Genomic DNA, 23,364 nt, shown 5'->3' on the forward strand with positions numbered 1-23,364 from the left:
CGGACGTGGCAGCGTGCGAAAAACGCTCAGACGCCTTCCGAACGCTGCGGATTCAGCTTGTCGACGTTCCCGTACAGCTTGTTCAGCGCGGCAATATACGCCTTCGCGGAGGCCGCGACGATGTCCGGGTCGGTGCCCACGCCATTGACGATGCGCCCGCTCTTCGACAGCCGCACGGTCACCTCGCCCTGCGCCTGGGTGCCCGTGGTAATCGCATTCACCGAGTAAAGCAGCAGTTCCGAGCCGCTGCCCACTTCCGTTTCGATCGCGTTGAGCGTTGCGTCGACCGGCCCGTTGCCGCGCGCCTCGCCGGTCACCTCCTTGCCCTCGACCGAAAAGACGATGCGCGCATGCGGCTGCTCGCCGGTCTCCGAGTGCTGCGACAGCGACACGAACTTGTAGTGCTCCCGCTGCTGCGCTTCTTCCGACTCCTCGCTGACGATCGCGATGATGTCCTCGTCGAAGATCTCCGCCTTGCGATCGGCCAGTTCCTTGAAGCGCGAAAACGCGGCATTCAGCTCGCCTTCGCTGTCGAGCGCGATGCCGAGCTCCTGCAGGCGCTGCTTGAACGCGTTGCGCCCCGACAGCTTGCCGAGCACGATCTTGTTCGCGCTCCAGCCCACGTCTTCCGCGCGCATGATTTCGTACGTGTCGCGCGCCTTCAGCACGCCGTCCTGGTGAATGCCCGACGCGTGCGCGAACGCATTCGCGCCGACCACCGCCTTGTTCGGCTGCACGACGAAGCCGGTGATCTGCGACACGAGCTTCGAAGCCGGGACGATCTGCGTGGTGTCGATGCCCAGATCGAGGCCGAAGTAATCCTTGCGCGTTTTCACGGCCATCACGATTTCTTCGAGCGACGTATTGCCCGCACGCTCGCCGAGGCCGTTGATCGTGCATTCGACCTGGCGCGCGCCGCCGATCTGCACGCCGGCGAGCGAATTGGCCACCGCCATGCCGAGGTCGTTGTGGCAGTGCACCGAGAACACCGCCTTGTCCGAATTCGGAATCCGCTCGCGCAGCGTCTTCACGAGGTTGCCGTACAGCTCGGGCACGCCGTAGCCGACGGTATCCGCGATGTTGATCGTGGTCGCGCCTTCGGCGATCACGGCCTCCAGCACCCGGCACAGGAAGTCCATGTCCGAGCGGCTGCCGTCTTCCGGCGAGAACTCGACGTCGCTCGTGAACTTGCGCGCAAAGCGCACCGCGAGCTTCGCCTGCTCGAACACCTGGTCCGGCGTCATCCGCAGCTTCTTCTCCATGTGCAGCGGCGACGTGGCGATGAACGTGTGAATGCGGAAGTGATCGGCCGGCTTCAGCGCGTCGGCCGCGCGCTGGATGTCCTTGTCGTTCGCGCGGGCGAGCGAGCACACGGTGCTGTCCTTGATCAGCGACGCGATCGTGTGGATCGCATCGAAATCGCCGTTCGAGCTGGCCGCAAAGCCGGCCTCGATCACGTCGACCTTCATCCGCTCGAGCTGCTTCGCGATGCGGATTTTCTCTTCCTTGGTCATCGACGCACCGGGCGACTGCTCGCCGTCACGCAACGTCGTGTCGAAAATGATCAGTTTGTCGGCCATCTCGGGTCTCCTGCGGGGGATTCGGTCAAAAAAGGGGATAGGGAATGCGGATGTTTGCGCCACCGTAGGCGACGCCGGACAACGAACGAGGCAGACGGGGGGCGAAAACGATCAGCGCGGCAGGCGCGCTGGCGCTAGCACGCATAGCAGCGCACCGGCTTGAAGGAACGAAGGGGGGAATGCGGCGGTAACCATCCGCTGAATATAGCGGCATTCCGGCGATCCCGCAATTGGCGCGATACCGGTGCGGCCGCGCGCAACGAAAAACGGCAGCCGCGCGGCTGCCGTTACGACCGGAGCAACACGGCCGGCACCCGGCGGACGCCGCGCCGGCTAGCGCTCGCGCTGCACCGAGCGGGCGGGATTGGCCCGCCCGCGCAGCGCCTGATACCCCCAGAACGCGTAACCCGACAAGCCATACAGCACGAACAGGCCGAACAGCATCAGCGGCGGATCGGACGAAACCAGCACGAATGCGACCACCACCAGCAGAATGACGCCGAACGGCACGCGATGCCGCACGTCGAGCGCCTTGCCGCTGTAGAACGGCGCATTCGACACCATCGTCACGCCGGCGTAGATCGTCAGCGCAAACGCGACCCACGGCAGCCAGGTGAGGCGCACCGGCACGCGGTTGTCCGTGGCGAGCCAGACGAAGCCCGCGATCAGCGCCGCGGCCGCCGGGCTCGGCATGCCCTGGAAAAAGCGCTTGTCGACCACGCCGATGTTCGTATTGAAGCGCGCGAGCCGCAGCGCCGCGCCCGAGCAATAGACGAACGCCGCCAGCCAGCCCCAGCGGCCGAGATCCTTCAGCACCCATTCGTACATGACGAGCGCCGGCGCGACGCCGAACGACACCATGTCCGACAGGCTGTCGAACTGCTCGCCGAACGCGCTTTGCGTGTGCGTCATGCGCGCGACGCGGCCGTCCATCCCGTCGAGCACCATCGCGACGAAAATGGCGATCGCCGCGACCTCGAAGCGCACGTTCATCGCCTGCACGACCGCGAAGAATCCGCAGAAGAGCGCCGCCGTGGTAAACGCGTTGGGCAGCAGGTAGATGCCGCGCTTGCGCAGGAACTGCTGGCGCGCCGCGCGGCGACTTTCGAGCGCCGGCGTCGTGTCCTGCACGACCGGCTTGTTGCGGCGAAGCGGCCGCAGCTGCGAGGCAGCGCCGTTGCGCGGGCGACGTTTGAATGCGGCCATCGGAAACCCTCCTGCCCGCGTTACGGCGCGAGTTCGGCCAGAATCGTCGACGACGCGGACACCTTCTCGCCGATCGACACGCGCGGCCGGCTGCCGACCGGCAGATACACGTCCACGCGCGAACCGAAGCGGATGAAACCGTAGCGCTGACCGCGCGTGAGCGGCTCGCCGGCGCGCACATAGCAGAGAATCCGGCGTGCAATCAGGCCGGCGATCTGCACGGCCGTCACGGTCTGGCCGCTGGCGGTCTGGATCACCACCGCGTTGCGCTCGTTTTCGAGCGAAGCCTTGTCGAGCGCGGCGTTCACATAAGCGCCCGGGAAGTATTCGACCTTCGAGATCGCGCCGTCGACCGGCGAGCGTTGCGAGTGCACGTTGAACACGTTCATGAACACGCTGATCTTCAGCGCCTCGCGGTTCGCGTACGGGTCGTGCGCGGTCTCGACGGCGACGATACGCCCGTCGGCCGGACACAGCACCGCGTTCGCCTGGGTCGGGATCGGCCGCGGCGGATCGCGGAAGAACTGCACGACGAAGATCAGCAGCAGCCAGAACGGCCATGCGAATCCGAAGCCCGCGACGGCATGGATCAACAACGCAACGATGGCCGCGATGGCGATGAACGGCCAGCCTTCGCGCGCGATGATCGGATGAGGGTAATTCATGGATCGATTGGGCTCAGTATTTTTGCAAACCCGTAGGATAGCAAAAGCCGCCCAGGGTTCGGCACGCCTGGACGGCTTTCGGGATGACCGGCGCGACTGCGCCGGCGATCGGTCGGACGCTTTAGTTCTTCGACTGGTCGACGAGCTTGTTCTTCGCGATCCACGGCATCATCGCGCGCAGCTTCGCGCCGACCTGCTCGATCTGGTGCTCGGCCATCAGACGGCGGCGCGACTGCAGCGTCGGCGCGCCGGCGCGGTTCTCGAGAATGAAGCTCTTCGCGTATTCGCCGGTCTGGATGTCCTTCAGGACTTCCTTCATGACCTTCTTCGTCTCGGCGGTGATGACGCGCGGGCCCGTCACGTACTCGCCGTATTCGGCGTTGTTCGAGATCGAGTAGTTCATGTTCGCGATGCCGCCTTCGTAGATCAGGTCGACGATCAGCTTCAGTTCGTGCAGGCACTCGAAGTACGCCATTTCCGGCGCATAGCCTGCCTCGACCAGCGTCTCGAAGCCGGCCTTGATCAGGTCGACGGTGCCGCCGCACAGCACGGCCTGCTCGCCGAACAGGTCGGTTTCGGTTTCTTCGCGGAAGTTGGTTTCGATGATGCCCGCACGGCCGCCGCCGTTCGCCGCCGCGTACGACAGCGCGATGTCGCGCGCCGCGCCCGACTTGTCCTGCGCGACCGCGATCAGGTGCGGCACGCCGCCGCCTTGCGCGTACGTGCCGCGCACGGTATGGCCCGGCGCTTTCGGCGCGATCATGATCACGTCGAGGTCGGCGCGGGGAATCACCTGGCCGTAGTGGACGTTGAAGCCGTGCGCGAATGCGAGCGCGGCGCCCTGCTTGATGTTCGCGTGCACTCCCTTCGCGTAGACCTCGGCGATCTGCTCGTCGGGCAGCAGCATCATCACGACGTCCGCGCCCTTGACGGCTTCCGCCACTTCCTTGACAGCCAGACCCGCGTTCTCCGCCTTGCTCCACGATGCGCCGCCCTTGCGCAGACCCACCGTGACGTGCACGCCGCTGTCCTTCAGGTTCAGCGCGTGCGCATGGCCTTGCGAGCCATAGCCGATGATGGTGACCTGCTTGCCCTTGATGAGGGAGAGATCGGCGTCCTTGTCGTAGAAAACTTTCATGTCAGTTCCTTGGCTAGATTCGGTGAATTTCAACTGCTGCAGTGTGTGTTGCGTAGCCGGTGCGTCTCGCGTCGCGCCGCACCGGCCCTAACCGGTTCGAAAACCGCTGTCAGACCTTCAGGATGCGTTCGCCGCGCCCGATGCCCGAGCCGCCCGTGCGGACCGTTTCGAGAATCGCGGTGGCGTCGAGCCCCTCGATGAACGCATCGAGCTTGTCGCTCGCGCCCGTCAGCTCGATCGTGTAGGTCTTTTCGGTCACGTCGATGATGCGGCCGCGGAAAATATCCGACATCCGCTTCATCTCCTCCCGCTCCTTGCCGACCGCCCGTACCTTGATCAGCATCAGCTCGCGCTCGATGTGGGCGCCCTCGGTCAGGTCGACCACTTTCACCACCTCGATCAGGCGGTTCAGATGCTTCGTGATCTGTTCGATCACGTCGTCCGAGCCAATGGAGACGATGGTCAGGCGCGAAAGCGACCGGTCTTCGGTCGGAGCCACCGTCAGGGTTTCGATGTTATAGCCGCGCGCGGAGAAGAGGCCCACCACGCGCGACAGCGCGCCGGGCTCGTTTTCCAGCAGGACGGAAATGATATGTCTCATGGTTTCGCTTCTTCCAGATAGATGTCGATGCATGCGAACCGGCGCGCGCCGCTTCGTCCGCCCGCGCCCTTCGTGAAGGCGTGCATGACGAAGCCGGCCGCGGCGCCGTCGTTATAGATCTTCCGAGCCGAGCAGCATCTCGGTGATGCCCTTGCCGGCCTGAACCATCGGCCAGACGTTTTCGGTCGGATCAGTCTGGAAGTCGAGAAACACGGTGCGGTCCTTCAGGCGCAGCGCTTCCTTCAGCGCCGGCTCGACGTCCGCGGTCTTCTCGATGCGCATGCCGACATGGCCATACGCTTCGGCAAGCTTCACGAAGTCCGGCAGCGCATCCATGTACGAATGCGAATAGCGCTTGCTGTACTCGATCTGCTGCCACTGGCGCACCATCCCCAGATAGCGGTTGTTCAGCGACAGGATCTTGACCGGCGTGTCGTACTGCTTGCAGGTCGACAGCTCCTGGATGCACATCTGGATCGAGCCTTCGCCGGTGATGCAGAGGACGTCGTCGTCCGGGTGCGCCATCTTCACGCCCATCGCCGCCGGCAAGCCGAAGCCCATCGTGCCGAGACCGCCCGAGTTGATCCAGCGGCGCGGCTTGTTGAAGCGGTAGAACTGCGCGGCCCACATCTGGTGCTGGCCCACGTCGGAGCAGACGAACGCGTTGCCGTCGGTGAGCTCCCACGCCTTTTCGACCACGTATTGCGGCTTGATGATCTCGCTCGCGCGGTCGAACTTCAGGCAGTCCTTCGCGCGCCAGGCCTCGATGTCCTTCCACCAGTCGGCAAGCGCCGCGGTATCGGGCCCGTGCTCGGCGGTCTGCAGCTGCTCGATCAGTTCCTTGAGCACTTCCTTCACGTCGCCGACGATCGGAATGTCGACCTTCACGCGCTTCGAGATCGACGACGGATCGATGTCGATGTGGATGATCTTGCGCGGACGCGACGCGAAGTGCGCCGGGTCGCCGATCACGCGGTCGTCAAAGCGCGCGCCGATCGCGATCAGCACGTCGCAGTGCTGCATCGCCATGTTCGCTTCGTACGTGCCGTGCATGCCGAGCATGCCGAGGAACTTGCGGTCGCTCGCGCGGTAGCCGCCCAGCCCCATCAGCGTATTGGTCACCGGGTAGCCGAGCAGGTCGGCGAACTGGTTCAGCTCGCGCGAGGCGTCCGCGAGGACGATGCCGCCGCCCGTGTAGATGTACGGGCGCTTCGCCGACAGCAGCAGCGCCACGGCCTTGCGGATCTGGCCCGAATGGCCTTTGGTCACCGGGTTGTACGAGCGCAGCGACACGCTGCGGACCGGCTCGTACGCGCACGGCATCTTCGACACGTCCTTCGGAATGTCGATCAGCACCGGGCCGGGACGGCCCGTACGGGCGATGTAGAACGCCTTGTGGACGGTCGCGGCGAGATCGCGCACGTCCTTCACGAGGAAATTGTGCTTCACGCACGGACGCGTGATGCCGACCGTGTCGCACTCCTGGAACGCATCCTGGCCGATCGCGGCGGTGGGCACCTGGCCGCTGATCACGACGAGCGGAATCGAGTCCATGTAAGCGGTGGCGATGCCGGTCACCGCATTGGTGACGCCGGGGCCGGAGGTGACGAGGCACACGCCGACCTTGCCGGTGGAGCGCGCGTAGGCGTCGGCGGCATGGACCGCGGCCTGTTCGTGGCGCACCAGCACGTGCTGGATCCGCTCCTGCTTGTACAGCTCGTCGTAAATGTAGAGTACCGAGCCGCCGGGATAGCCCCAGATGAACTCGACGTCTTCGTCGGCGAGTGCTTTCATCAGCACGGTGGCGCCGATGGAGCCGGGTTCTTTGCTGGCAGTGGGGTCCGACGTGGAGAATTCCGCGCTAGGCATATTCATTATTCACCTTTCGAATTTTCGGCAAAAAATTGATCGGGTGCTCTCTGCCGGGCTTATGGCTCGGGTTCAAGCGGCGCGTCCAGTTGACAGGCGGGCTTCTTGGGCTACACCTCAATTGAGACAAGTCACTTATGTTGCGAACCAGAGACGATAGCCGTTGATGGCAGCACGGTCAAGCACATATTTTGCTGGGGGCCCGCCGGCGCGCGAAACCGCCGGCCCGCGCGGCACCGGCGCCCACCTTTTCCCCGGTCGGCGCGAAAGTTTGCTAGCATCCGCGGGTTTTACGACAATTTCGATCGATTACGCGCACACTTGCTGCGCCGACCCCTACGGATGGCATCAGACAAGGAACTCGCCGACTTTCTGGCGGGCGTCGAGAGGCGCGCATTCAAGCAGACCGTCTACGCCGTGCGGGACGACGACGCGTCGCTCGACGTCGTGCAGGACGCCATGATCAAGCTTGCGGAACGTTACGGCGACCGGCCGGCGGCTGAACTGCCGCTGCTGTTTCAGCGTATCCTGCAAAACGCGATCCACGATTTCTTCCGGCGCCAAAAGGTCCGCAACACGTGGATCAGCCTCTTTTCGTCGCTCGGCAACGGCGAGGACGACGAATTCGACCCGCTGGAGACCTTCGAGGCGCGGGACGGCGCCACCGGCGCCGAGAGCAGCGAACAGCAGCTGGAGCGGGAACAAGTCTTACAGTTGATTGACGACGAGATTCAAAAATTACCGGCACGTCAACGGGAGGCATTTCTGATGCGTTACTGGGAAGACATGGACGTCGCCGAGACCGCTGCCGCCATGGGCTGCTCCGAAGGCAGTGTGAAGACACACTGTTCGCGGGCGACTCATGCACTGGCGCAAGCGCTCAAGGCGAAAGGAATCACCCTATGAGCTCCTCTCTCGATACCCGGGAACTCGAATTCGCGATGCAGGTGCGCCGCGCGCTCGACGAAAATTCCACGCGCATTTCCCCCGCCGCCGCCGAGCGTCTCGCCGCGGCGCGCCGCACTGCGCTCGCCCGCAAGAAGGCCGAACCGCTCGACGCGCCCGTGTTCGTGCGCGCGTTCGCCACCGCCGGCGTGCCGGCGGGCGCCCCGCCGACGCAGCCCGGATCGCGCCGGCGCTCGCCGCTGCGCCGTCTGGCGCTCGCGTGGCCCCTCGTGGCGCTCGTGGTCGGGCTGGTCGCAATCGCATACTGGGAGGACCAGCAGCGCACGGCCGAACTGGCCGACATCGACGCCGCCATGCTGAGCGACGATCTGCCGCTCAATGCCTATCTCGATCACGGATTCAACGCGTATCTGACACGCGCCAACTAAGCGGGGATTCTTCGGGTGAGTTACAAGCGCGGCCTCGCCGTTGTTTTCGGATGCGCGATTGCGGCCCTCGTCTCGTTCGGCGCGACCTATCCACGCTTTTTCTCCCCTGCCGCGCCCGGCACCGGCCCCGCGCCGAAAGCCGCGGCCCCGGCATTGCCGGTCGAGCTCCCCGGCCTCCCCGAGAGCAGCCCGCTTGCGTGGGCGCGGCTGTCCGACGCGCAGCGCGTCGCGCTCGCGCCGTTTGCGAGCGAATGGAACCGGTTCAGCGACGCCCGCAAGCGCAAATGGATCAGGATCGCCGCGCGCTACCCGAAGCTCACACCGGAGCAGCAAAAGGCGCTGCACGACCGGATGACGCAATGGGTGCACATGACGCCGGAGCAGCGACGGGTCGCACGGGAAAACTACCAGGTGTCGCGCGAATTGCCGCGTGAAGCGCGCCAGCGCGCGTGGAAGGCGTATGAGCAGCTTCCCGAAAAGCAGAAGGAACGGCTCGCCGCGCTTGCGCGCAAGCATCGGCCCACCATCGTGAGCGCGCCGCCTTCCGGCAAGGTGGAACTGAAGGACATCAACCGTATCGTCAGCGAGCGCGAACGGGGCGCAAGCGCCGTTCGCGCCGGCAGCGCACCGGCAGTCGCCGCGCTCGCGCCGCCGGCGTCGGCCGCCGCGGCGCCCGGCGCGGCACCGGCGCAACCGGCATCGGCCGCGCCGGGCGCCGCGCAGCCGCTCTACAACGGATCCTGAAGCGCATGCGCGCGGCCTTTTCCGTCCCTCACCGTGCGTGAACCGCCGCCCCCTGCCCCCGTGCATGCCGCGGCCATCGTGCCGGCCCGCGCGCCGGCGCTGCGCCGGCGGCTCGCCGCGATGCTGTACGAGGCGGTATTGCTGTTCGGCGTCGTGTTCATCGCGGGCTATCTGTTCAGCACGCTGACGCAGCAGCGCAACGGCCTGACTCACCACAACCTGCTCGCCGCGTGGATCGGTCTCGTGATCGGTCTGTATTTCGTGTGGTTCTGGACGCACGGCGGCCAGACGCTGCCGATGAAAACCTGGCGTCTGCGCGTGGTCGCGGCAAACGGCGCGCCGCTGTCGGTGCCGCACGCGCTCGTGCGCTACGTGCTCGCGTGGCTGTGGTTCCTGCCGCCGCTCGCGCTGCATCCGCTGCTGCACCTGACGGTGCCGCACACGCTGCTCGTCGCGCTCGCGTGGTCCGTGCTGTGGGCCGCGTCGGGGCGGCTCGGCGCAAGCCGCCAGTTCCTGCACGACCGGCTGGCGCGCACCCGGCTGATCGACGTCACCCGCGAGGCGCCGCGCCCGGCGACGCCGCCCGCATCCGCACAGCCCTAGGCTGACGGGCGCGGCGCGCGTGCCGCTGCGTCGCCCCGCCCCGTCGCGCTTCCCGGTCGGCCCGGCCCTTCTTCGCCGGCTGCGTAATAAGAACTTCTCGTGACTGTCACGGCTCCGTCACGGCCCCATGGCGCAATACGGGCACCGCAACTCGACGCGTGAGCCATGGACCCCAAGACGTCCGCGACTTCCCTGTTCCGCCAGACCGGCCCAAGCGTCGACCCCGTCGCGTTTCGCCCCGATCCCGCCGCGGGCCGCGCGAACCTGCCGCTGCCCGTGCCGCCAATGGTCACCGCCCCGCATGCCGGCGAGCACGACGAAGACCACGTCGATCCGCACCGCTACCGCACGATCTGGCTGTCGGACATCCACCTCGGCTCGAACGGCTGCCAGGCGGGCTATCTGCTCGACTTCCTGCGCCACAACGATTCGGAGTACCTGTACCTGGTCGGCGACATCATCGACGGCTGGCAGCTGCGCAAGGGCTGGTACTGGCCGCAGGCGCACAACGACGTCGTGCAGAAGATCCTGCGCAAGGCCCGCAAGGGCACCCAGGTCGTCTACATCCCCGGCAATCACGACGAAGCCGCGCGCCAGTTCTGCGATCTTGCGTTCGGCGACATCCATGTGCGCGGCGAAGCGTTCCACACGACGCTCTCCGGCAAGCGCCTGTGGATCGTCCACGGCGACCTGTTCGACGGCGTGATCCAGCACGCGAAATGGCTCGCCTACCTCGGCGACTCGCTGTACACGCTGATCCTCGTGCTGAACCGCTGGTTCAACCGGATCCGCAACCGGCTCGGCTTCCCGTACTGGTCGCTGTCGCAGTACCTGAAGCACCAGGTGAAGAACGCGGTGAATTTCATCTCGTCGTTCGAGCGCGTGATGACCGACGAAGCGCGTCGCCGCGGCTGCGACGGCGTCGTGTGCGGCCACATCCACAAGGCGGAGATCCGCGACATCGACGGCGTGCTCTATTGCAACGACGGCGACTGGGTCGAAAGCCTCTCTGCCCTCGTCGAGACCTTCGAAGGCGAACTGAAGGTGATCTACTGGACCGTGCTGCGCGCGCCGCAGGCGAGCGCGCAGAAGGCCCGCGCCACCGCATGACGCATCGCCGCCGCTGTCCGCCGTTTCTCCACCCTCGAATGGGCCCACACTGATGAAGATCATGATCGTCACCGACGCCTGGGAGCCGCAGGTCAACGGCGTCGTCCGCACGCTGAAGAACACGACCCGCGAGTTGAGCGCGCTCGGCCATCAGGTCGAACTGCTCACGCCGCTCGAGTTCAGGACCGTGCCCTGCCCGACCTACCCGGAAATCCGCCTGTCGCTGCTGCCGCGACGCAAGCTGCACCGGCGCATCGGCACGTTTGCGCCGGACGCGCTGCACATCGCCACCGAAGGGCCGCTCGGCCTCGCCGCGCGCGCGTACGCGATCGAGCACAAGCTGCCGTTCACGACCGCGTACCACACGCGCTTTCCGGAATACGTGCAGGCGCGCTTCGGGATTCCGCTCGCCGCGACGTACCGGTTCCTGCGCTGGTTCCACAAGCCCTCGCTCGCGGTGATGGCGCCGACGCCCGTCGTGAAGGCCGACCTCGAACAGTTCGGCTTCACGAACGTCGTGCTGTGGACGCGCGGCGTCGACCTCGAAATCTTCCGCCCGATGGAGTCGAAGGTGCTGAACACCGCGCGCCCGATCTTCCTGTATGTGGGACGTGTCGCGGTCGAAAAGAATGTCGAGGCCTTCCTGAAGCTCGACCTCCCCGGCTCGAAGTGGGTGGCCGGCGAAGGCCCGGCGCTCGCCGAACTGAAGTCGCGCTACCCCGAGGTGAACTATCTCGGCGTGCTGAGCCAGGCCGAGCTCGCGAAGGTCTATGCGGCCGCGGACGTGTTCGTGTTCCCGAGCCGCACGGACACGTTCGGTCTCGTGCTGCTCGAAGCGCTTGCCTGCGGCACGCCGGTGGCGGCGTACCCGGTCACCGGGCCGATCGACGTACTCGGCGACGGCGGCGCCGGCACGATGAACGAGGACCTGCGCGAGGCCTGCCTCGAAGCGCTGAAGATCGACCGCGCGCACGCACGCGCATGGGCCGAGCGCTTCTCGTGGACGGCGGCGTCGGAGCAGTTCGCCGCGCATCTGAAACCGCTGCCGCGGCCGGCCCTGCGCACGGAAAGCGCAGCCGCGTGAGCCGTCCCGCCAGGCCGCCGATGTCCGCCAAAGCCACCCCGCTGCGCCGCGCGCCGGCGGCGCACGCCCGCGATGCAGCGGGCGCAGCCGACGGCGAACCGTTCGACGAGATCCACGAGACGCACGCCGCCGCAGCGCCCGCGCAGGGCCACGGCGGGCCGCGCGGACAGGCCGGCCCTTTGCCTGCGGACGCGCCGCGCGGCGCCGACGCCGGCCTCGTGTCCGCGCCGGCGCCGGCCGCTGCATTGCCCTCTCCACCGGCCCCCGCCTCGGACCCTGCCTCAGCTCGCCCGGAGGCCGCCGTGCACCGCGGCCAGCGGCTCGCGGCCTCCACGACGCCTGCACCTGCACCTGCACCTGCACCTGCCCCCGCCCCGGGCGCCGGCGCGGCGCCCCATACCGAGCCGCATCCCGACAGCCACGAACCGCTCGGCCCCGACGACCCGCTCGCGCCGCTGCCGTTCAATCCGTACAAGGGCAATCGCGGTCTCACCCGTGCATGGCACGCGATGAAGAATTCGCTCGCCGGCTTTCGCGTGGCGATCCGCGAAGAGAGCGCGTTTCGACAGGAACTGACGCTCGCGGCAATCCTCGTTCCGTGCGGCATGCTAGTGCCGGTCGAACCGGTTGCACGGGTGCTGCTGCTCGGCTCGGTGCTGCTCGTGCTGATCGTCGAGCTGCTCAATTCGAGCGTCGAAGCGGCGATCGACCGCATCTCGCTCGAGCGTCACGAACTGTCGCGCCGCGCGAAGGATCTCGGCAGCGCGGCCGTGATGGTCGCCCTCGGCATGTGCGTGATGACCTGGGCGCTGCTCGTCGGACCGCTCGCGCTGCGTTGGCTGCAGCACGTGCTTTGAGCCGGGGCGGCGCGTGGCCGCGCGTGTCACACCCCGGCGTCGATGCCGATTCGCATGAAAACCCTGGCGCTGATACTGATAGCGGAACGACCGGTTTATAATCAGCCGACGATCTCAAAAGTATCCATCGCGCCTGGGGGACCACGCTGCGTCGGCTTGCCGCCGCGTGCGGCACGCCCGGCGTCACCAGGGCCGGACGACATGGAAGCCAAAACTCCCCGCCGCACGCGAGAACGGATTCTCGAGCTGTCGCTGAAACTCTTCAACGAAATCGGCGAACCCAACGTCACGACGACCACCATCGCCGAAGAGATGGAGATCAGCCCCGGCAACCTGTACTACCACTTCCGCAACAAAGACGACATCATCAACAGCATCTTCAGCCAGTTCGAGCAGGAGATCGAGAAACGCCTGCGCTTTCCTGAAGATCACCGCGCAACGATCGACGAGATGTGGTCGTACCTGCAGTACATGGTCGAGTTCATGTGGCGCTACCGCTTCCTGTACCGTGACCTGAACGACCTGCTCGCGCGCAACCGCACGCTCGAAATGCACTTCAAGCAGATCATCAGCCACAAGGTGCGCTTTGCGAGCCAGTTCTGCGAGCAGCTCGTCGCCGACGGCGAAATGGCCGCCACGCCCGAGGAACTGGCGGTGATCGCCACCAACGTCGGCGTGATCGGCACGTACTGGCTGTCGTACCAGTTCGTGATGAATCCGCGCAAATACAACGAGCAGGATGCGATACGCGCGGAGCTGCGCCAGGTGAGCGTGCAGATCGTCTCGCTGATGGCGCCGTACCTGCGCGGGCGCTCGCGCGCGCTGTTCGACGACCTCGTATCGGGCCGGCTGCCGCAGCGCGAGTTCTACGACTACCTGCCGCCGCGCGACGGCGGCGCGACACGCAACGAACCGAAGGACACCTGACGATATGCAATCCGTGTGCGTCTACTGCGGCTCGTCGAACGGCGCGCGGCCGCTGTACGCCGAGGCCGCGCGCGCGTTCGGCGGCGCGCTCGTCGATGCGGGCCTCACGCTCGTCTACGGCGGCGGCAAGGTCGGCCTGATGGGCACGATCGCCGACGCGGTGATGACCGGCGGCGGCCGCGCGACCGGCGTGATCCCCGAGCTGCTCGTCAACAAGGAAGTCGGCCACGACGGCCTCACCGAGCTGCACGTCGTGCCCGACATGCATCAGCGCAAGAAGATGATGGCCGATCTGGCCGATGCGTTCGTCGCGCTGCCGGGCGGCGCCGGCACGCTCGAAGAGCTGTTCGAGGTCTTCACATGGGCCCAGCTCGGCTACCACCAGAAGCCCGTCGCACTCCTGAACATCGACGGCTACTACGATCCGTTGATCGCGCTGCTGCGGCACACGGTGCAGGAAGGCTTCATGCGCCAGGCCTACCTCGACATGCTGCTGGTCAACAGCGATCCGGTGCGCCTGATCGCGCGGCTGGCCGCTTACCGGCCGCCCGCGCACGACAAATGGACGGTCAGCCGCGAAGCGGTCTGAACCGCCGCGGCGCGGGCGGGCCGGAACGCCGCGCGACACCCCTCTCCACGATCGCCACGAGGTCCGCATGACGAAAGCCGTTCTCATCACCGGCGCGAGCCGCGGCATCGGCCGCGCCGCCGCGCGCCTGCTCGGCGCACGCGGCTGGTCCGTCGGCGTGAACTACGCGCGCAACGAAGCCGCCGCGCACGAAACCGCGGACGAGGTCCGGCGCGCGGGCGGCAACGCCCGCGTGATCGCAGGCGACGTCGCGCACGAAGCGGACGTCATCGCGATGTTCGACACGCTCGTGCAGACGTTCGGACGTATCGACGCGCTGGTGAACAACGCAGGCATCGTCGCGCCGTCGATGCCGCTGGCCGACATGGACCTCGCGCGTCTGAAGCGCGTGTTCGACGTCAACGTGCTCGGCGCCTACCTGTGCGCCCGCGAAGCGGCGCGCCGCATGGCGAAGGACCGCGGCGGCCACGGCGGCGCGATCGTCAACGTGTCGTCGGCGGCCGCGCGGCTCGGCTCGCCCAACGAGTATGTCGATTATGCCGGCGCCAAGGGCGCGATCGACACGCTGACAATCGGCCTCTCGAAGGAACTCGGCCCGCAGGGGGTGCGCGTGAACGCCGTGCGCCCGGGGCTGATCGACACCGACATCCATGCGAGCGGCGGGCGGCCGGATCGCGCGGCGGTGCTCGGCGCACAGACGCCGCTCGGCCGTCCCGGCAGCGCCAGCGAGGTCGCCGAGACGATCGCGTGGCTGCTCAGCGATGCCGCGTCCTACGTGAGCGGCGCCCTCGTCGACGTGGCCGGCGGCCGCTGAACCCGGCGCGGCGCGCCGCGCGCCGATCTCAGAACGACGAGCCCGGTTCCCGCAGAAACGCGATCTCCTGCGCGGTGGACGCGCGTCCCAGCACCGCGTTGCGATGCGGAAACCGCCCGAAGCGCGCAATCACGTCCGCATGCCGCAGCGCCGAGCGGTAATAGCTCGCGCCTTGCGGGTCCGCCGCAAACGGCTCGAACAGACGCACGGCTTCGCGCTGGCTGGCGAGCGACTCGTCGTGCTCGAACGGCAGATAGACAAACGCGCGATGAAACAGGCCCGGCAGCCGCTGGTCGGCGCCGCAGGCGACCATCCGCGCAGCGATGCCGAGCGCCTGCGCATCGGTCGCGAACGCACGCGCATCGCCACGGTAGAGGTTGCGCGAAAACTGGTCGAGCACGATCACGAGGGCCAGCGCCCCGAGCGGCGTCCGCTCCCATTCGTCCAGCGCGTGACGCGACGCCGCGTCGTGCAGTGCGCCGAAACGCGCACGCAGCATCGCGTCGAACGCGGGATCGCGGCGGAACCAGAGAGGCCTCGCGCGACCGAAGTCCGCGGAACCCGGCGCGCCGAACCAGCAATCGAGCACCGCGCGGGCACGCGGATCGAGCGACGCGTCGTCGTCGGCGGGAAGACTCATGCGTGCCACCGTGTGCGTATGTGCGCCATTCCCATCGCCCGCGAGCCCGCGACTTTCAGCCCGGCCGGTTGCGCATCCAGTCGGCGGTGTCGAAAAACGACTGCAGCAGACGCTCGCGCAGCGCGTCGTCGAAACCGCTGTCCTCCATCGCCCACGCCATGCAGCGCAGCCACTGGTCGCGCTCGGACGACGCGATCGCAAACGGCAGATGCCGCGCGCGCAGCATCGGATGACCGAAGCGGCTGACGTAATGATCCGGCCCGCCGAGCCAGCCGCACAGGAACCAGAACAGCTTGTCGCGCGAACCGTCGAGCGTCGGCGGATGCAGCGCCCGAATGCCCGCGAACGCCGGCTCGAGGTCCATCAGGTCATAGAAGCGGTCGACGAGTTCGCGCACGCGCGCCTCGCCGCCCACCCGTTCGAATGCGCTCGGTTGCTGCACCGGCGCTTCGTCGATCGAATCGGTCATACAGCCTGCTGCCTGTAGCAAAAGAAATCGGAAAGCGTCCCGCTCATGCGTCGCGCAGCGATTGCAGCGCGGGCCGCACGAGCACGTGACGCAGGCTCAGCCAGCCGCCGAGCCCGGCGCTCGCAACGCCCGCCGCAAGCCCGGCCGGCAGCAGCCACGGATCGAACGCCAGATAAAAGAAGAACACGTGCGCGGCCAGTTCCGAGCCGATCACCTCGGCGCCCACCGCCGCCATCAGCCCGGCGAGCGCGCCGACCACGACGAACTCCGCGACCTGCACCGCGCGCACCTGCCGGTGCGATGCGCCGAGCGCGCGCAGCAGCGCGGATTCTCGCACACGTTCGTCGCGCGTGCCGGCCAGCGCCGCGTACAGCACCAGCACGCCGGCCGCCAGCGTGAATGCGAACAGGAACTGCACCGCGTCGATCACCTGGCCGATCATCCGCTGCATCTGCGCGAGAATCGGCCCGACGTCGATCACCGTCAAGTTCGGAAACGCCGCCACCAGTCCGTCGATCATCGCGCCGCGCGTATCCGGCCAATGAAAACTCGTGATGTAAGTCGCAGGAAAATCCTGCAGCGCAGCGGGCGGCATCAGCACGAAAAAGTTGACCTTGAACGACCCCCAGTCGAGCTTGCGCATGCTCGTCACGGGCGCATCGATCGGCTGGCCGGCGACGTCGAAGCGCAGCGTGTCGCCGAGCTTCACTTTCAGCAGCTTCGCGAGCCCCTCTTCGATCGAGATCTGCGGCCGCGTCGTGTCGCCGTACCATGCGCCGCCGACGATGCGATTGTCCTCGGGACGATGCAGCGTGTACGACAGGTTGAACTCGCGGTCGACGAGACGCCGCGCGTTTTCGTCGCGAAACTGCTGCGGATCGACCGGCTTGCCGTCGATCGCGATCAGCCGGCCCTTCACCATCGGCGCGAGCACCGCGTCGGGCATCCCGTGCGACGCGAGATAGCGCGTGAGCGGCACGCGCTGATCGGGCTGGATATCGATCACGAACTGGTTCGGCGCATCGGGCGGAGTCGATTTGCGCCAGCCGGCGATCAGGTCGTTGCGCGTCATCGCAATCAGCAACAGACACATCAGGCCGATCGCGAGCGACGTGATCTGCAGCGCGCTCGCGCCGCTGCGCCGTTCGAGCGACGCGAGCGCATAGCGCCAGCCGATGCTCGCGTTGACGCGCTCGCTGCGCACGATGCGCGCGGCGAGCCACAGCGCGAACCACGCCAGCGACGCGAACACCAGCATGCCGAGCGCGAAGCCGCCCGCCACGATGCCGCCGAGCTTCAGTTCGCCCGCCGCGACGATCAGCAGCGCAGCGAACAACGCTATGCCGATCGCATAAGCCGCCCAGGCGGTGCGTGCCTCGCTGCCCCACTCGCGGCGCAGCACCCGCACCGGCGGCACGCGCGTGAGCGGCAGCAGCGGCGGCAGCGCAAAGCCGAACAGCAGCACGAGCCCCGCCGCGACGCCTTCGAGTGCCGGCCATGCGCGCGGCCACGGCAGCGCGACGTCGATCAGGCTGCCGAGCCACGCCAGCAGCACAAAGTGGCCGGCAAACCCGAGCACGACGCCGAGCGCGCCGCCGGCGAGCCCGAGGCCGAGAAATTCGATGAAGAACAGGGCGCGCAACGCACGCTGGCTGATGCCGAGACAGCGCATCGTCGCGCAGCCGTCCAGATGGCGGCGCATGTAGCGGTGCGCGGCCATTGCGATCGCCACCGCAGCCAGCAGCGCGGTCAGCAGCGACACGAGTTTCAGGAAATGCTCGGCGCGATCGAGCGTCTCGCGCACCTGCGGCTGGCCGTCGCGCACCGATTCGAGCGCCACGCCGCGCATCCTGCCATCGTCGACGCGCGCGTGGGCCCAGGCGGCGAACTGCGCGACCGCCGGATCGTCGCCGGCCACCAGCAGCCGGTACGTGATGCGGCTGCCGGGCGCGACGAGCCCGGTCGCCGCGAGATCGTCGGCGCGCAGCATCACGCGCGGCGAGAAGTTGACGAAGCTGAACCCGCGATCGAGCTCGCGCGTGATCACCGCGGCAATCGTGAACCTGCGCCCGCCGATCCGGACAGGGTCGCCGACCCGCAGCCGGAGGGCTTCGAGCAGCGTCGCGTCGACCCACACGGTGCCCGGCGCCGGGATGCCGCGCGCCGGATGGCCCGGCACGCCGGGCGCATCGGCGATGCGCAGCGCGCCGCGCAACGGATAGCCCGGCGACACCGCCTTGAGCGCGGCCAGCCGCGTGAGCGGCTGCGCGGCCGTCGAGCTGACCATGCTGGGAAAAATCGCCGTGTGAGCGGTGCGCAGGCGAAGCTGGCGCGCCTCGTCGAGAAACTGCGGGTCGACCGGATGATCGGCGCGCACGACGAAATCGGCACCGATCATGCGCCGGGCATCGCGTTCGAGCGCCTGGTGCAGCCGGTCCGCCAGGAAGCCGACGCTTGCGAGCGCGGCCACGGCCAGCACCAGCGCGACGAGCAGGATCGTCAGTTCGCCGGCGCGCCAGTCGCGCAGCGTCATGCGCGCGGCGAGCCGCACGAGGTCGGTGCCGCTCAAGCGGCGCGCCGGCGTGTCCGTCACCGGCCGCGGCGCAAACCGGGCCTGATCGCTCAATCGTGGCGACTCCGTACGAGACGCGACACCATATGCGAGGCCATCCCGCGAAACCCGCCCTGCACGCCGCGCCACAGACGCGGCAGCGCCCAGCTCGCGAGCATCAGGAAGCCGACCATCAGCACCAGGAACACCGACGGCACGAACAACGCGATCAGCAGGCCGACGAATACGAGCCCGTCCTCGGCGGTCGAGGTCACGACGTTGGACACGGGCTCCGGGGACAGATTGATCAGCGCGCGCGTGCCGGCCTTCGCGAGGTGCGCGGTGCCGGCCAGCGTGCCGCCGGCGAGTGCCGCCACCGTGAGCAGGGCCGGATCGGCATGGCCGAGCGCGCCGGCCGCCAGCACGGCGCCGGCGGGAATGCGGATGAACGTGTGAATCGCGTCCCACAGCGAATCGAACGCGGGAATCTTGTCAGCGAGGAATTCGGTGACCGTCAGCAGCGCCGCCACCCCCATGACCCACGGCGAAGCCAGCGCGGACAGCGTGTCGGGCAGATGGATCAGGCCGAAGCGCGCAAATACGCCGGCGAGCAGCACCGTCAGATAGAGCCGCAGGCCGCTGCCCCAGGACAGGCCCGCTGCAAGCGAGAGGGATTCGAGCATGGCCGCCTCCGGGCGCGCCGGGCGCTTCGCCGTGCAGCAGCCCCCCGCCGCATCGAAGCTTCCGGACCCGCGCCAAGCCGGCCACGGGACTGGTTAATATTGAGACCGGCTTCATTATAGCCACGTTGTTTCGCAGTCCGCAGGCTCGCGCGCAAGCTGTGGCCAAACGGCATCGGCGCCGGTCCAGGGGGCCGCGGCGCGATGCCGCCACGGCTTCACGAGCATGGACCCGGCAGGCTGAAATGGATTTGAGCCGGATCAACGAGGACAGAGGCGGAGCGCGGCGCGACAATCGGTCACGCCGCGCGGACCAGCACGAGCCAGGGGCGCGGGCCGGCCGGAGCGGCCGGGCATCAGCGGACGGCGGGCGGCGCCGCGCCGCCGCCGGCCAGCACCAGCTGGTCGACGAGTTCGAGCTTCAGGGGCGTGTCGACGGCAAGCTTTTTCTTCGCGATCACATATTTCCAGCCGCCGCCGCTGCCGGGGTTCCGGTAGAACGCGACGATCGCGACGTACCGCGTGTCGGGCTTCATCGGTTGCGACAGGCTGGCGGATGCGCCCGGGTTCAGCACCGTCGCCATGCTGTCCTGCAGGTCCTGCGCGAGCAGCGTGCGGTCGTGCGTCAGGAGATCGTCGTAGGACGCCCCGTCGAACAGCGTGCGGTCCCGGAGCTGGTAGACGCGCACCGCGACCGACGTCGCGCGGCCGGCGTCGTCCGGATTCAGCGCTTCGCGCGCCGAGAGATCGACGTTGAGGACCTTGACCTGCGAATAGAACACCGCGCGGTAGGCGCTGGACGAAGCGTCCGATACGCTCTGCCACGCGCCGCAGCCCGACAGCAGCAGGACAGCGGCAGCGGCGGCCACAGTGAAGCGGATAGACATCATGGATTTCTCGGTTAGGCGCGTTGCACGCGCAGATACGGATTGGCCTCGGGGGCCGGGAAAGCTTCATGAACGCCGAGCGGGATCGCGATCGTGCGTTCGTCGCCGGCAGGCAGCACCGTCGTCCAGCCGAGCCGGGGCGCGGGTCCCGCCGGGCGGGCGCCGATGCTCGGCACCGGCGCGATCCGCGAGGACACCTCCATGCGCAGATGAACATCCGCCTTGACCCCCACATAAAGCCGCACGAACGCCATCAGTTCGCGCTGCAGCCATGCGCCGGGCAACAGATCGTGCGCCTGCCGCGCATCGGCGGGGCGCAGCGTGACCCGCACTGCGCGACTGCGATAGATGAGCCTCCGCCCCAGCACGTAGCCGCCGCCAAGGCCGCGCCGCGCCCGCTTCGCCGCCTGCTGCGGCGCGCGCGTCGCCTGGTCCGCCTGCCCCCGCTGCTCCCCCTGCGCCGCCCCGCGCGACGTCAACGGCAGCGGTGCGCCGCTGCCGGTGCGCGTGGGAAAAAATTCGTCGACGCGCACATCGGCCCCCGGCACGGCCAGCGCGACGACCCCGGCGAGACCCTCGGCGGTTCGGGTCTTCTGCGTCAGCAGGCCCAGCAGCGCGAGCATCCGGACGTCCGGGAGCCCCGCGCGCTGCGGCTTGTCGCCCCAGCCGAAGCCGGCCAGGCACAGCAGGTTGCGCGAATGCGCGTCGTCGCCCCCCGGGCGGAAACTTTCCGGGTAACGGTACTTTTTCCACGCGCGGTACAGCAGCGTGACGAAGCGGTGATGGAACCGGTCGAGAAACGCCTCGACCACCTCGTGCCCCTCCTCGCGCAGCACGATATCGTCGATCAGGTGCGACGGCAGCGCCGCATCGACGCCGTACAGCCCCATGAAGGTCGTATGGACCGCCGGCGGCGCATGCGCGTCGATCTCGCCGGACAGATCCTCGCACCGCACCGCGGCCACCTCGCCCGCCGGGAACCCGACGCGCGGCCACGCGCGAAACCGCACGGGCTCGTGTTCCGGCGTATCGCGCGTGCCCCATCCGGGACGATCGGGCGCGCTCGATTCGAGCAGGCGGCACAGTTGCATGAAGCTCATGCGCGGCGCGCGCGCGAGCAGCGCATCGACGATCAGCGGCAGCGCCTGCGCGACAGGCGGCTCGTCGGAAGGAAGCGCTTGCATATTCATAGCGGAGCACGCTGCGCCTTGCTGCGCGGCCACGCCGTGCGCGTTTGCGACGGCAGGCTCACGATCGCGAGCTTCGTGAACAGGTTGATCTCCGCATACAGCGCGAAGAAGCGATGCAGCAGCTCGCCGAACAGCATCAGGTCGCCTTCGCCGGCAAACGCGTGCGAATCGAGCGTCACCTCGATCAGCACGCCGCGCTCGACCGCACCGCCCGACACCTCTTCGAGCAGTTCCTGCGCGACCCACAGGATGCCTTCGAGACGCCGGCGGTTCAGTTCGTCGTCGGTCCAGTCGTAGAGGGCGAGCGCGCCGCGCAGCACCTCCGCATTCATCATCGACAGGAAGTTCGGTGCGAGATGCGACAGCACGCGCCACTGGAAGCGGTCTTCCGTCGGCGGATAGAGCGGCAGCGTGGGCGCGACGAGATTCTTCACGCCCGCGACGTTCGGCGTGCTCGCCGCGAGTTCGCCGAGGCTCGCCTCGCGCAGTCCCTTGCGCGGCAGCAGCCCGTTGGTGCCGGTCACGCGCAGCGACAGGCTTTCCTCGGGGAGCGCGGTCATCGTCTCCCACGCGTGGCCGCCGAGGATCACCCAGGTCTCGTGCAAGCCCGACACGCCCGGGCGCACGCGCGTATGGAAATACCGCTCCGGCGCCTCGTGGCGCAGCATCCCGCCGCGATGCCGGAACGTGGCAAACGGCACGTACTCGTAGCGCCCGGCCGTCTCGTGATCGAACGCCTCGATTGCGTCGACCGAATACGTCTCGACGTGTTCGCCCTGGTGACCGGCCGGCACCACGCGATACTCGGTTTCGTCGTGACTGATCGCGAGCGGTTCGGCGTCGAGCTCGAACAGGTTGATTACCGGCGCGCAGAACAGCCGCAGGTTGTCGCGGCTGAAGCGCTGGTCCGTCGGGTACGCCTGCGTGAGGACCAGTTCGAGCTCGAAGCGGGTTGTCCCGGCCGGCAGCTTCGTGACGTCGAGCCCGCACAGGTCGACGAAGAGAAATTTTTCGCGGAACGAAAAATATTCGAGCAGCAGCTGATAGCCGGAAAACGCGGCGTCGGCGTTCGGCCACAGCCGCTCCTGTGCGGAGAAGCCGGCAGGCTCGAACGCGATGCCGGACAGCGGCACCGCCTCGCCGTCGCGCACGTCCGGGATGCGCCACAGCACCGACTCCACCTGGCGCGTGAGCGCGAGGTGCAGCGCAAACGCGACCGGCAGATCGGCGCTCAGATGCAGGCGCAAGCGTGTCAGATCGGTTTCCTCGCGCCGCGCCGAATGATGCAGCGCAAAGCCCAGCCGGATCACCGAGCGGCCGTCGTGCCGGACCGAGGGACCCGCGTGCGTGATGGACAGCGGCTGCAGCACCACCTCCTGCGTGGTCCGGTACAGGCACTGCACGGCCTTCGGCTGCGCGCCTCCGGTGCCGGCGGCCGCCGGCACGCCGATCGGCGCGGAGCGCACCGGCACGCCGGCCGGCACGACCTCGGTGCGCTGCAGGGTCTCCCGAAGCGGCGCCAGTTCGACGACCGACAGCGACGGGATCATCCGCAGGTAATGCGGCCACAGCAGGCTCACGAGTCCTTCCGTCAGCTCCGGCAGTTCGTCGTCGAGCTTCTGCTGCAGACGCCCGGCGAGAAACGCGAAGCCTTCGTGGAGCCGCTCGACATAGGGGTCGCGGTCGCCGACGCGGTCGAGATTGAGCAGGCGCGCCCGATCGGGATGCGCCTTCGCAAACGCCTTGCCGGATTCGCGCAGATAGCGCATTTCCGCTTCGTAGTAGCGCAGAATGGGATCGTCCATCCAGGTCATTCCTGTTTTTCA

23 protein-coding genes are annotated in these 23,364 nt (G+C 67.8%); 10 read left to right on the top strand and 13 right to left on the bottom strand.

Annotated elements, in window-relative coordinates; all coding sequences use genetic code 11:
- Positions 1–26: 26 nt before the first annotated feature.
- From AC3AP7_RS10990 to AC3AP7_RS11015, 6 genes are all read right to left on the bottom strand, one after another.
- Positions 27–1,580, bottom strand: a complete 1,554-nt coding sequence (locus AC3AP7_RS10990; protein WP_475763122.1) for a 2-isopropylmalate synthase — start codon at positions 1,578–1,580, stop codon at positions 27–29.
- Between the two features lie 333 nt (positions 1,581–1,913).
- Positions 1,914–2,786: a CDP-diacylglycerol--serine O-phosphatidyltransferase gene (pssA, locus tag AC3AP7_RS10995; protein ID WP_475763120.1), complete on the bottom strand. Its 873-nt coding sequence runs from the start codon at positions 2,784–2,786 to the stop codon at positions 1,914–1,916.
- Positions 2,787–2,806: 20 nt separating this feature from the next.
- Positions 2,807–3,451 carry a phosphatidylserine decarboxylase gene (locus tag AC3AP7_RS11000; protein WP_475763118.1) on the bottom strand — a complete coding sequence of 215 codons (645 nt, stop codon included), beginning with the start codon at positions 3,449–3,451 and terminating at the stop codon, positions 2,807–2,809.
- Between the two features lie 121 nt (positions 3,452–3,572).
- Entirely contained in the window at positions 3,573–4,589 is a 1,017-nt protein-coding gene (gene ilvC / locus AC3AP7_RS11005) for a ketol-acid reductoisomerase (RefSeq protein ID WP_475763116.1), read from the bottom strand.
- Positions 4,590–4,698: 109 nt separating this feature from the next.
- Complete coding sequence (ilvN, locus tag AC3AP7_RS11010; protein WP_475763114.1) at positions 4,699–5,190, bottom strand: acetolactate synthase small subunit; 492 nt, start codon at positions 5,188–5,190, stop codon at positions 4,699–4,701.
- 111 nt (positions 5,191–5,301) lie between these two features.
- Positions 5,302–7,065: an acetolactate synthase 3 catalytic subunit gene (locus tag AC3AP7_RS11015; protein WP_475763112.1), complete on the bottom strand. Its 1,764-nt coding sequence runs from the start codon at positions 7,063–7,065 to the stop codon at positions 5,302–5,304.
- Between the two features lie 336 nt (positions 7,066–7,401).
- On the opposite strand from AC3AP7_RS11015, the gene AC3AP7_RS11020 reads away from it, so the two are divergent.
- From AC3AP7_RS11020 to AC3AP7_RS11065, 10 genes are all read left to right on the top strand, one after another.
- Positions 7,402–7,965, top strand: a complete 564-nt coding sequence (locus tag AC3AP7_RS11020; RefSeq protein WP_475763110.1) for an RNA polymerase sigma factor — start codon at positions 7,402–7,404, stop codon at positions 7,963–7,965.
- On the top strand, positions 7,962–8,393 hold the full coding sequence (locus tag AC3AP7_RS11025) for a DUF3619 family protein (RefSeq protein WP_475763108.1): 432 nt from the start codon (positions 7,962–7,964) through the stop codon (positions 8,391–8,393). The genes AC3AP7_RS11020 and AC3AP7_RS11025 overlap by 4 nt, the downstream gene beginning before the upstream one ends.
- Positions 8,394–8,408: 15 nt before the next feature.
- A complete protein-coding gene (locus tag AC3AP7_RS11030; RefSeq protein ID WP_475763106.1) occupies positions 8,409–9,137 on the top strand; it encodes a DUF3106 domain-containing protein in 729 nt (242 codons plus the stop codon).
- Between the two features lie 33 nt (positions 9,138–9,170).
- Positions 9,171–9,740, top strand: a complete 570-nt coding sequence (locus AC3AP7_RS11035; RefSeq protein ID WP_475763104.1) for an RDD family protein — start codon at positions 9,171–9,173, stop codon at positions 9,738–9,740.
- A 165-nt stretch (positions 9,741–9,905) separates the two neighbouring features.
- Positions 9,906–10,850, top strand: a complete 945-nt coding sequence (locus AC3AP7_RS11040) for a UDP-2,3-diacylglucosamine diphosphatase (protein WP_475763102.1) — start codon at positions 9,906–9,908, stop codon at positions 10,848–10,850.
- 52 nt (positions 10,851–10,902) lie between these two features.
- A complete protein-coding gene (locus AC3AP7_RS11045) occupies positions 10,903–11,934 on the top strand; it encodes a glycosyltransferase family 4 protein (protein ID WP_475763100.1) in 1,032 nt (343 codons plus the stop codon).
- Positions 11,935–12,236: 302 nt separating this feature from the next.
- Complete coding sequence (locus AC3AP7_RS11050) at positions 12,237–12,791, top strand: diacylglycerol kinase (protein ID WP_475767981.1); 555 nt, start codon at positions 12,237–12,239, stop codon at positions 12,789–12,791.
- A gap of 201 nt (positions 12,792–12,992) precedes the next feature.
- The gene (locus AC3AP7_RS11055) at positions 12,993–13,718 is read left to right on the top strand and encodes a TetR/AcrR family transcriptional regulator (protein WP_475763098.1); all 726 of its coding nucleotides are present in this window, start codon (positions 12,993–12,995) and stop codon (positions 13,716–13,718) included.
- Positions 13,719–13,722: 4 nt separating this feature from the next.
- Entirely contained in the window at positions 13,723–14,307 is a 585-nt protein-coding gene (locus AC3AP7_RS11060; protein WP_475763096.1) for an LOG family protein, read from the top strand.
- Between the two features lie 67 nt (positions 14,308–14,374).
- Positions 14,375–15,121 (top strand): SDR family oxidoreductase, encoded by a 747-nt coding sequence (locus tag AC3AP7_RS11065; protein WP_475763094.1) that lies wholly within the window; start codon positions 14,375–14,377, stop codon positions 15,119–15,121.
- A gap of 28 nt (positions 15,122–15,149) precedes the next feature.
- Here AC3AP7_RS11065 and AC3AP7_RS11070 read toward each other — a convergent pair whose 3' ends face one another.
- The 7 genes from AC3AP7_RS11070 to tssF form a co-directional block, all read right to left on the bottom strand.
- Positions 15,150–15,761, bottom strand: a complete 612-nt coding sequence (locus AC3AP7_RS11070; protein ID WP_475763092.1) for a DUF924 family protein — start codon at positions 15,759–15,761, stop codon at positions 15,150–15,152.
- A 55-nt stretch (positions 15,762–15,816) separates the two neighbouring features.
- The gene (locus AC3AP7_RS11075; RefSeq protein ID WP_475763090.1) at positions 15,817–16,230 is read right to left on the bottom strand and encodes a group II truncated hemoglobin; all 414 of its coding nucleotides are present in this window, start codon (positions 16,228–16,230) and stop codon (positions 15,817–15,819) included.
- A 43-nt stretch (positions 16,231–16,273) separates the two neighbouring features.
- Positions 16,274–18,763 (bottom strand): ABC transporter permease, encoded by a 2,490-nt coding sequence (locus tag AC3AP7_RS11080; protein WP_475767979.1) that lies wholly within the window; start codon positions 18,761–18,763, stop codon positions 16,274–16,276.
- A gap of 89 nt (positions 18,764–18,852) precedes the next feature.
- Positions 18,853–19,464 carry a DUF4126 domain-containing protein gene (locus tag AC3AP7_RS11085; RefSeq protein WP_475763088.1) on the bottom strand — a complete coding sequence of 204 codons (612 nt, stop codon included), beginning with the start codon at positions 19,462–19,464 and terminating at the stop codon, positions 18,853–18,855.
- Positions 19,465–19,817: 353 nt separating this feature from the next.
- Positions 19,818–20,348, bottom strand: coding sequence for a type VI secretion system lipoprotein TssJ (gene tssJ, locus AC3AP7_RS11090; RefSeq protein WP_475767977.1), 531 nt, complete (start codon positions 20,346–20,348; stop codon positions 19,818–19,820).
- A gap of 14 nt (positions 20,349–20,362) precedes the next feature.
- A complete protein-coding gene (gene tssG, locus AC3AP7_RS11095) occupies positions 20,363–21,538 on the bottom strand; it encodes a type VI secretion system baseplate subunit TssG (RefSeq protein ID WP_475763086.1) in 1,176 nt (391 codons plus the stop codon).
- Positions 21,535–23,343: a type VI secretion system baseplate subunit TssF gene (gene tssF, locus AC3AP7_RS11100; protein ID WP_475763084.1), complete on the bottom strand. Its 1,809-nt coding sequence runs from the start codon at positions 23,341–23,343 to the stop codon at positions 21,535–21,537. The genes tssG and tssF overlap by 4 nt, the downstream gene beginning before the upstream one ends.
- Between the last annotated feature and the right edge of the window lie 21 nt (positions 23,344–23,364).

The sequence above is a fragment of the Paraburkholderia sp. PAMB 6770 genome, from assembly GCF_057748135.1.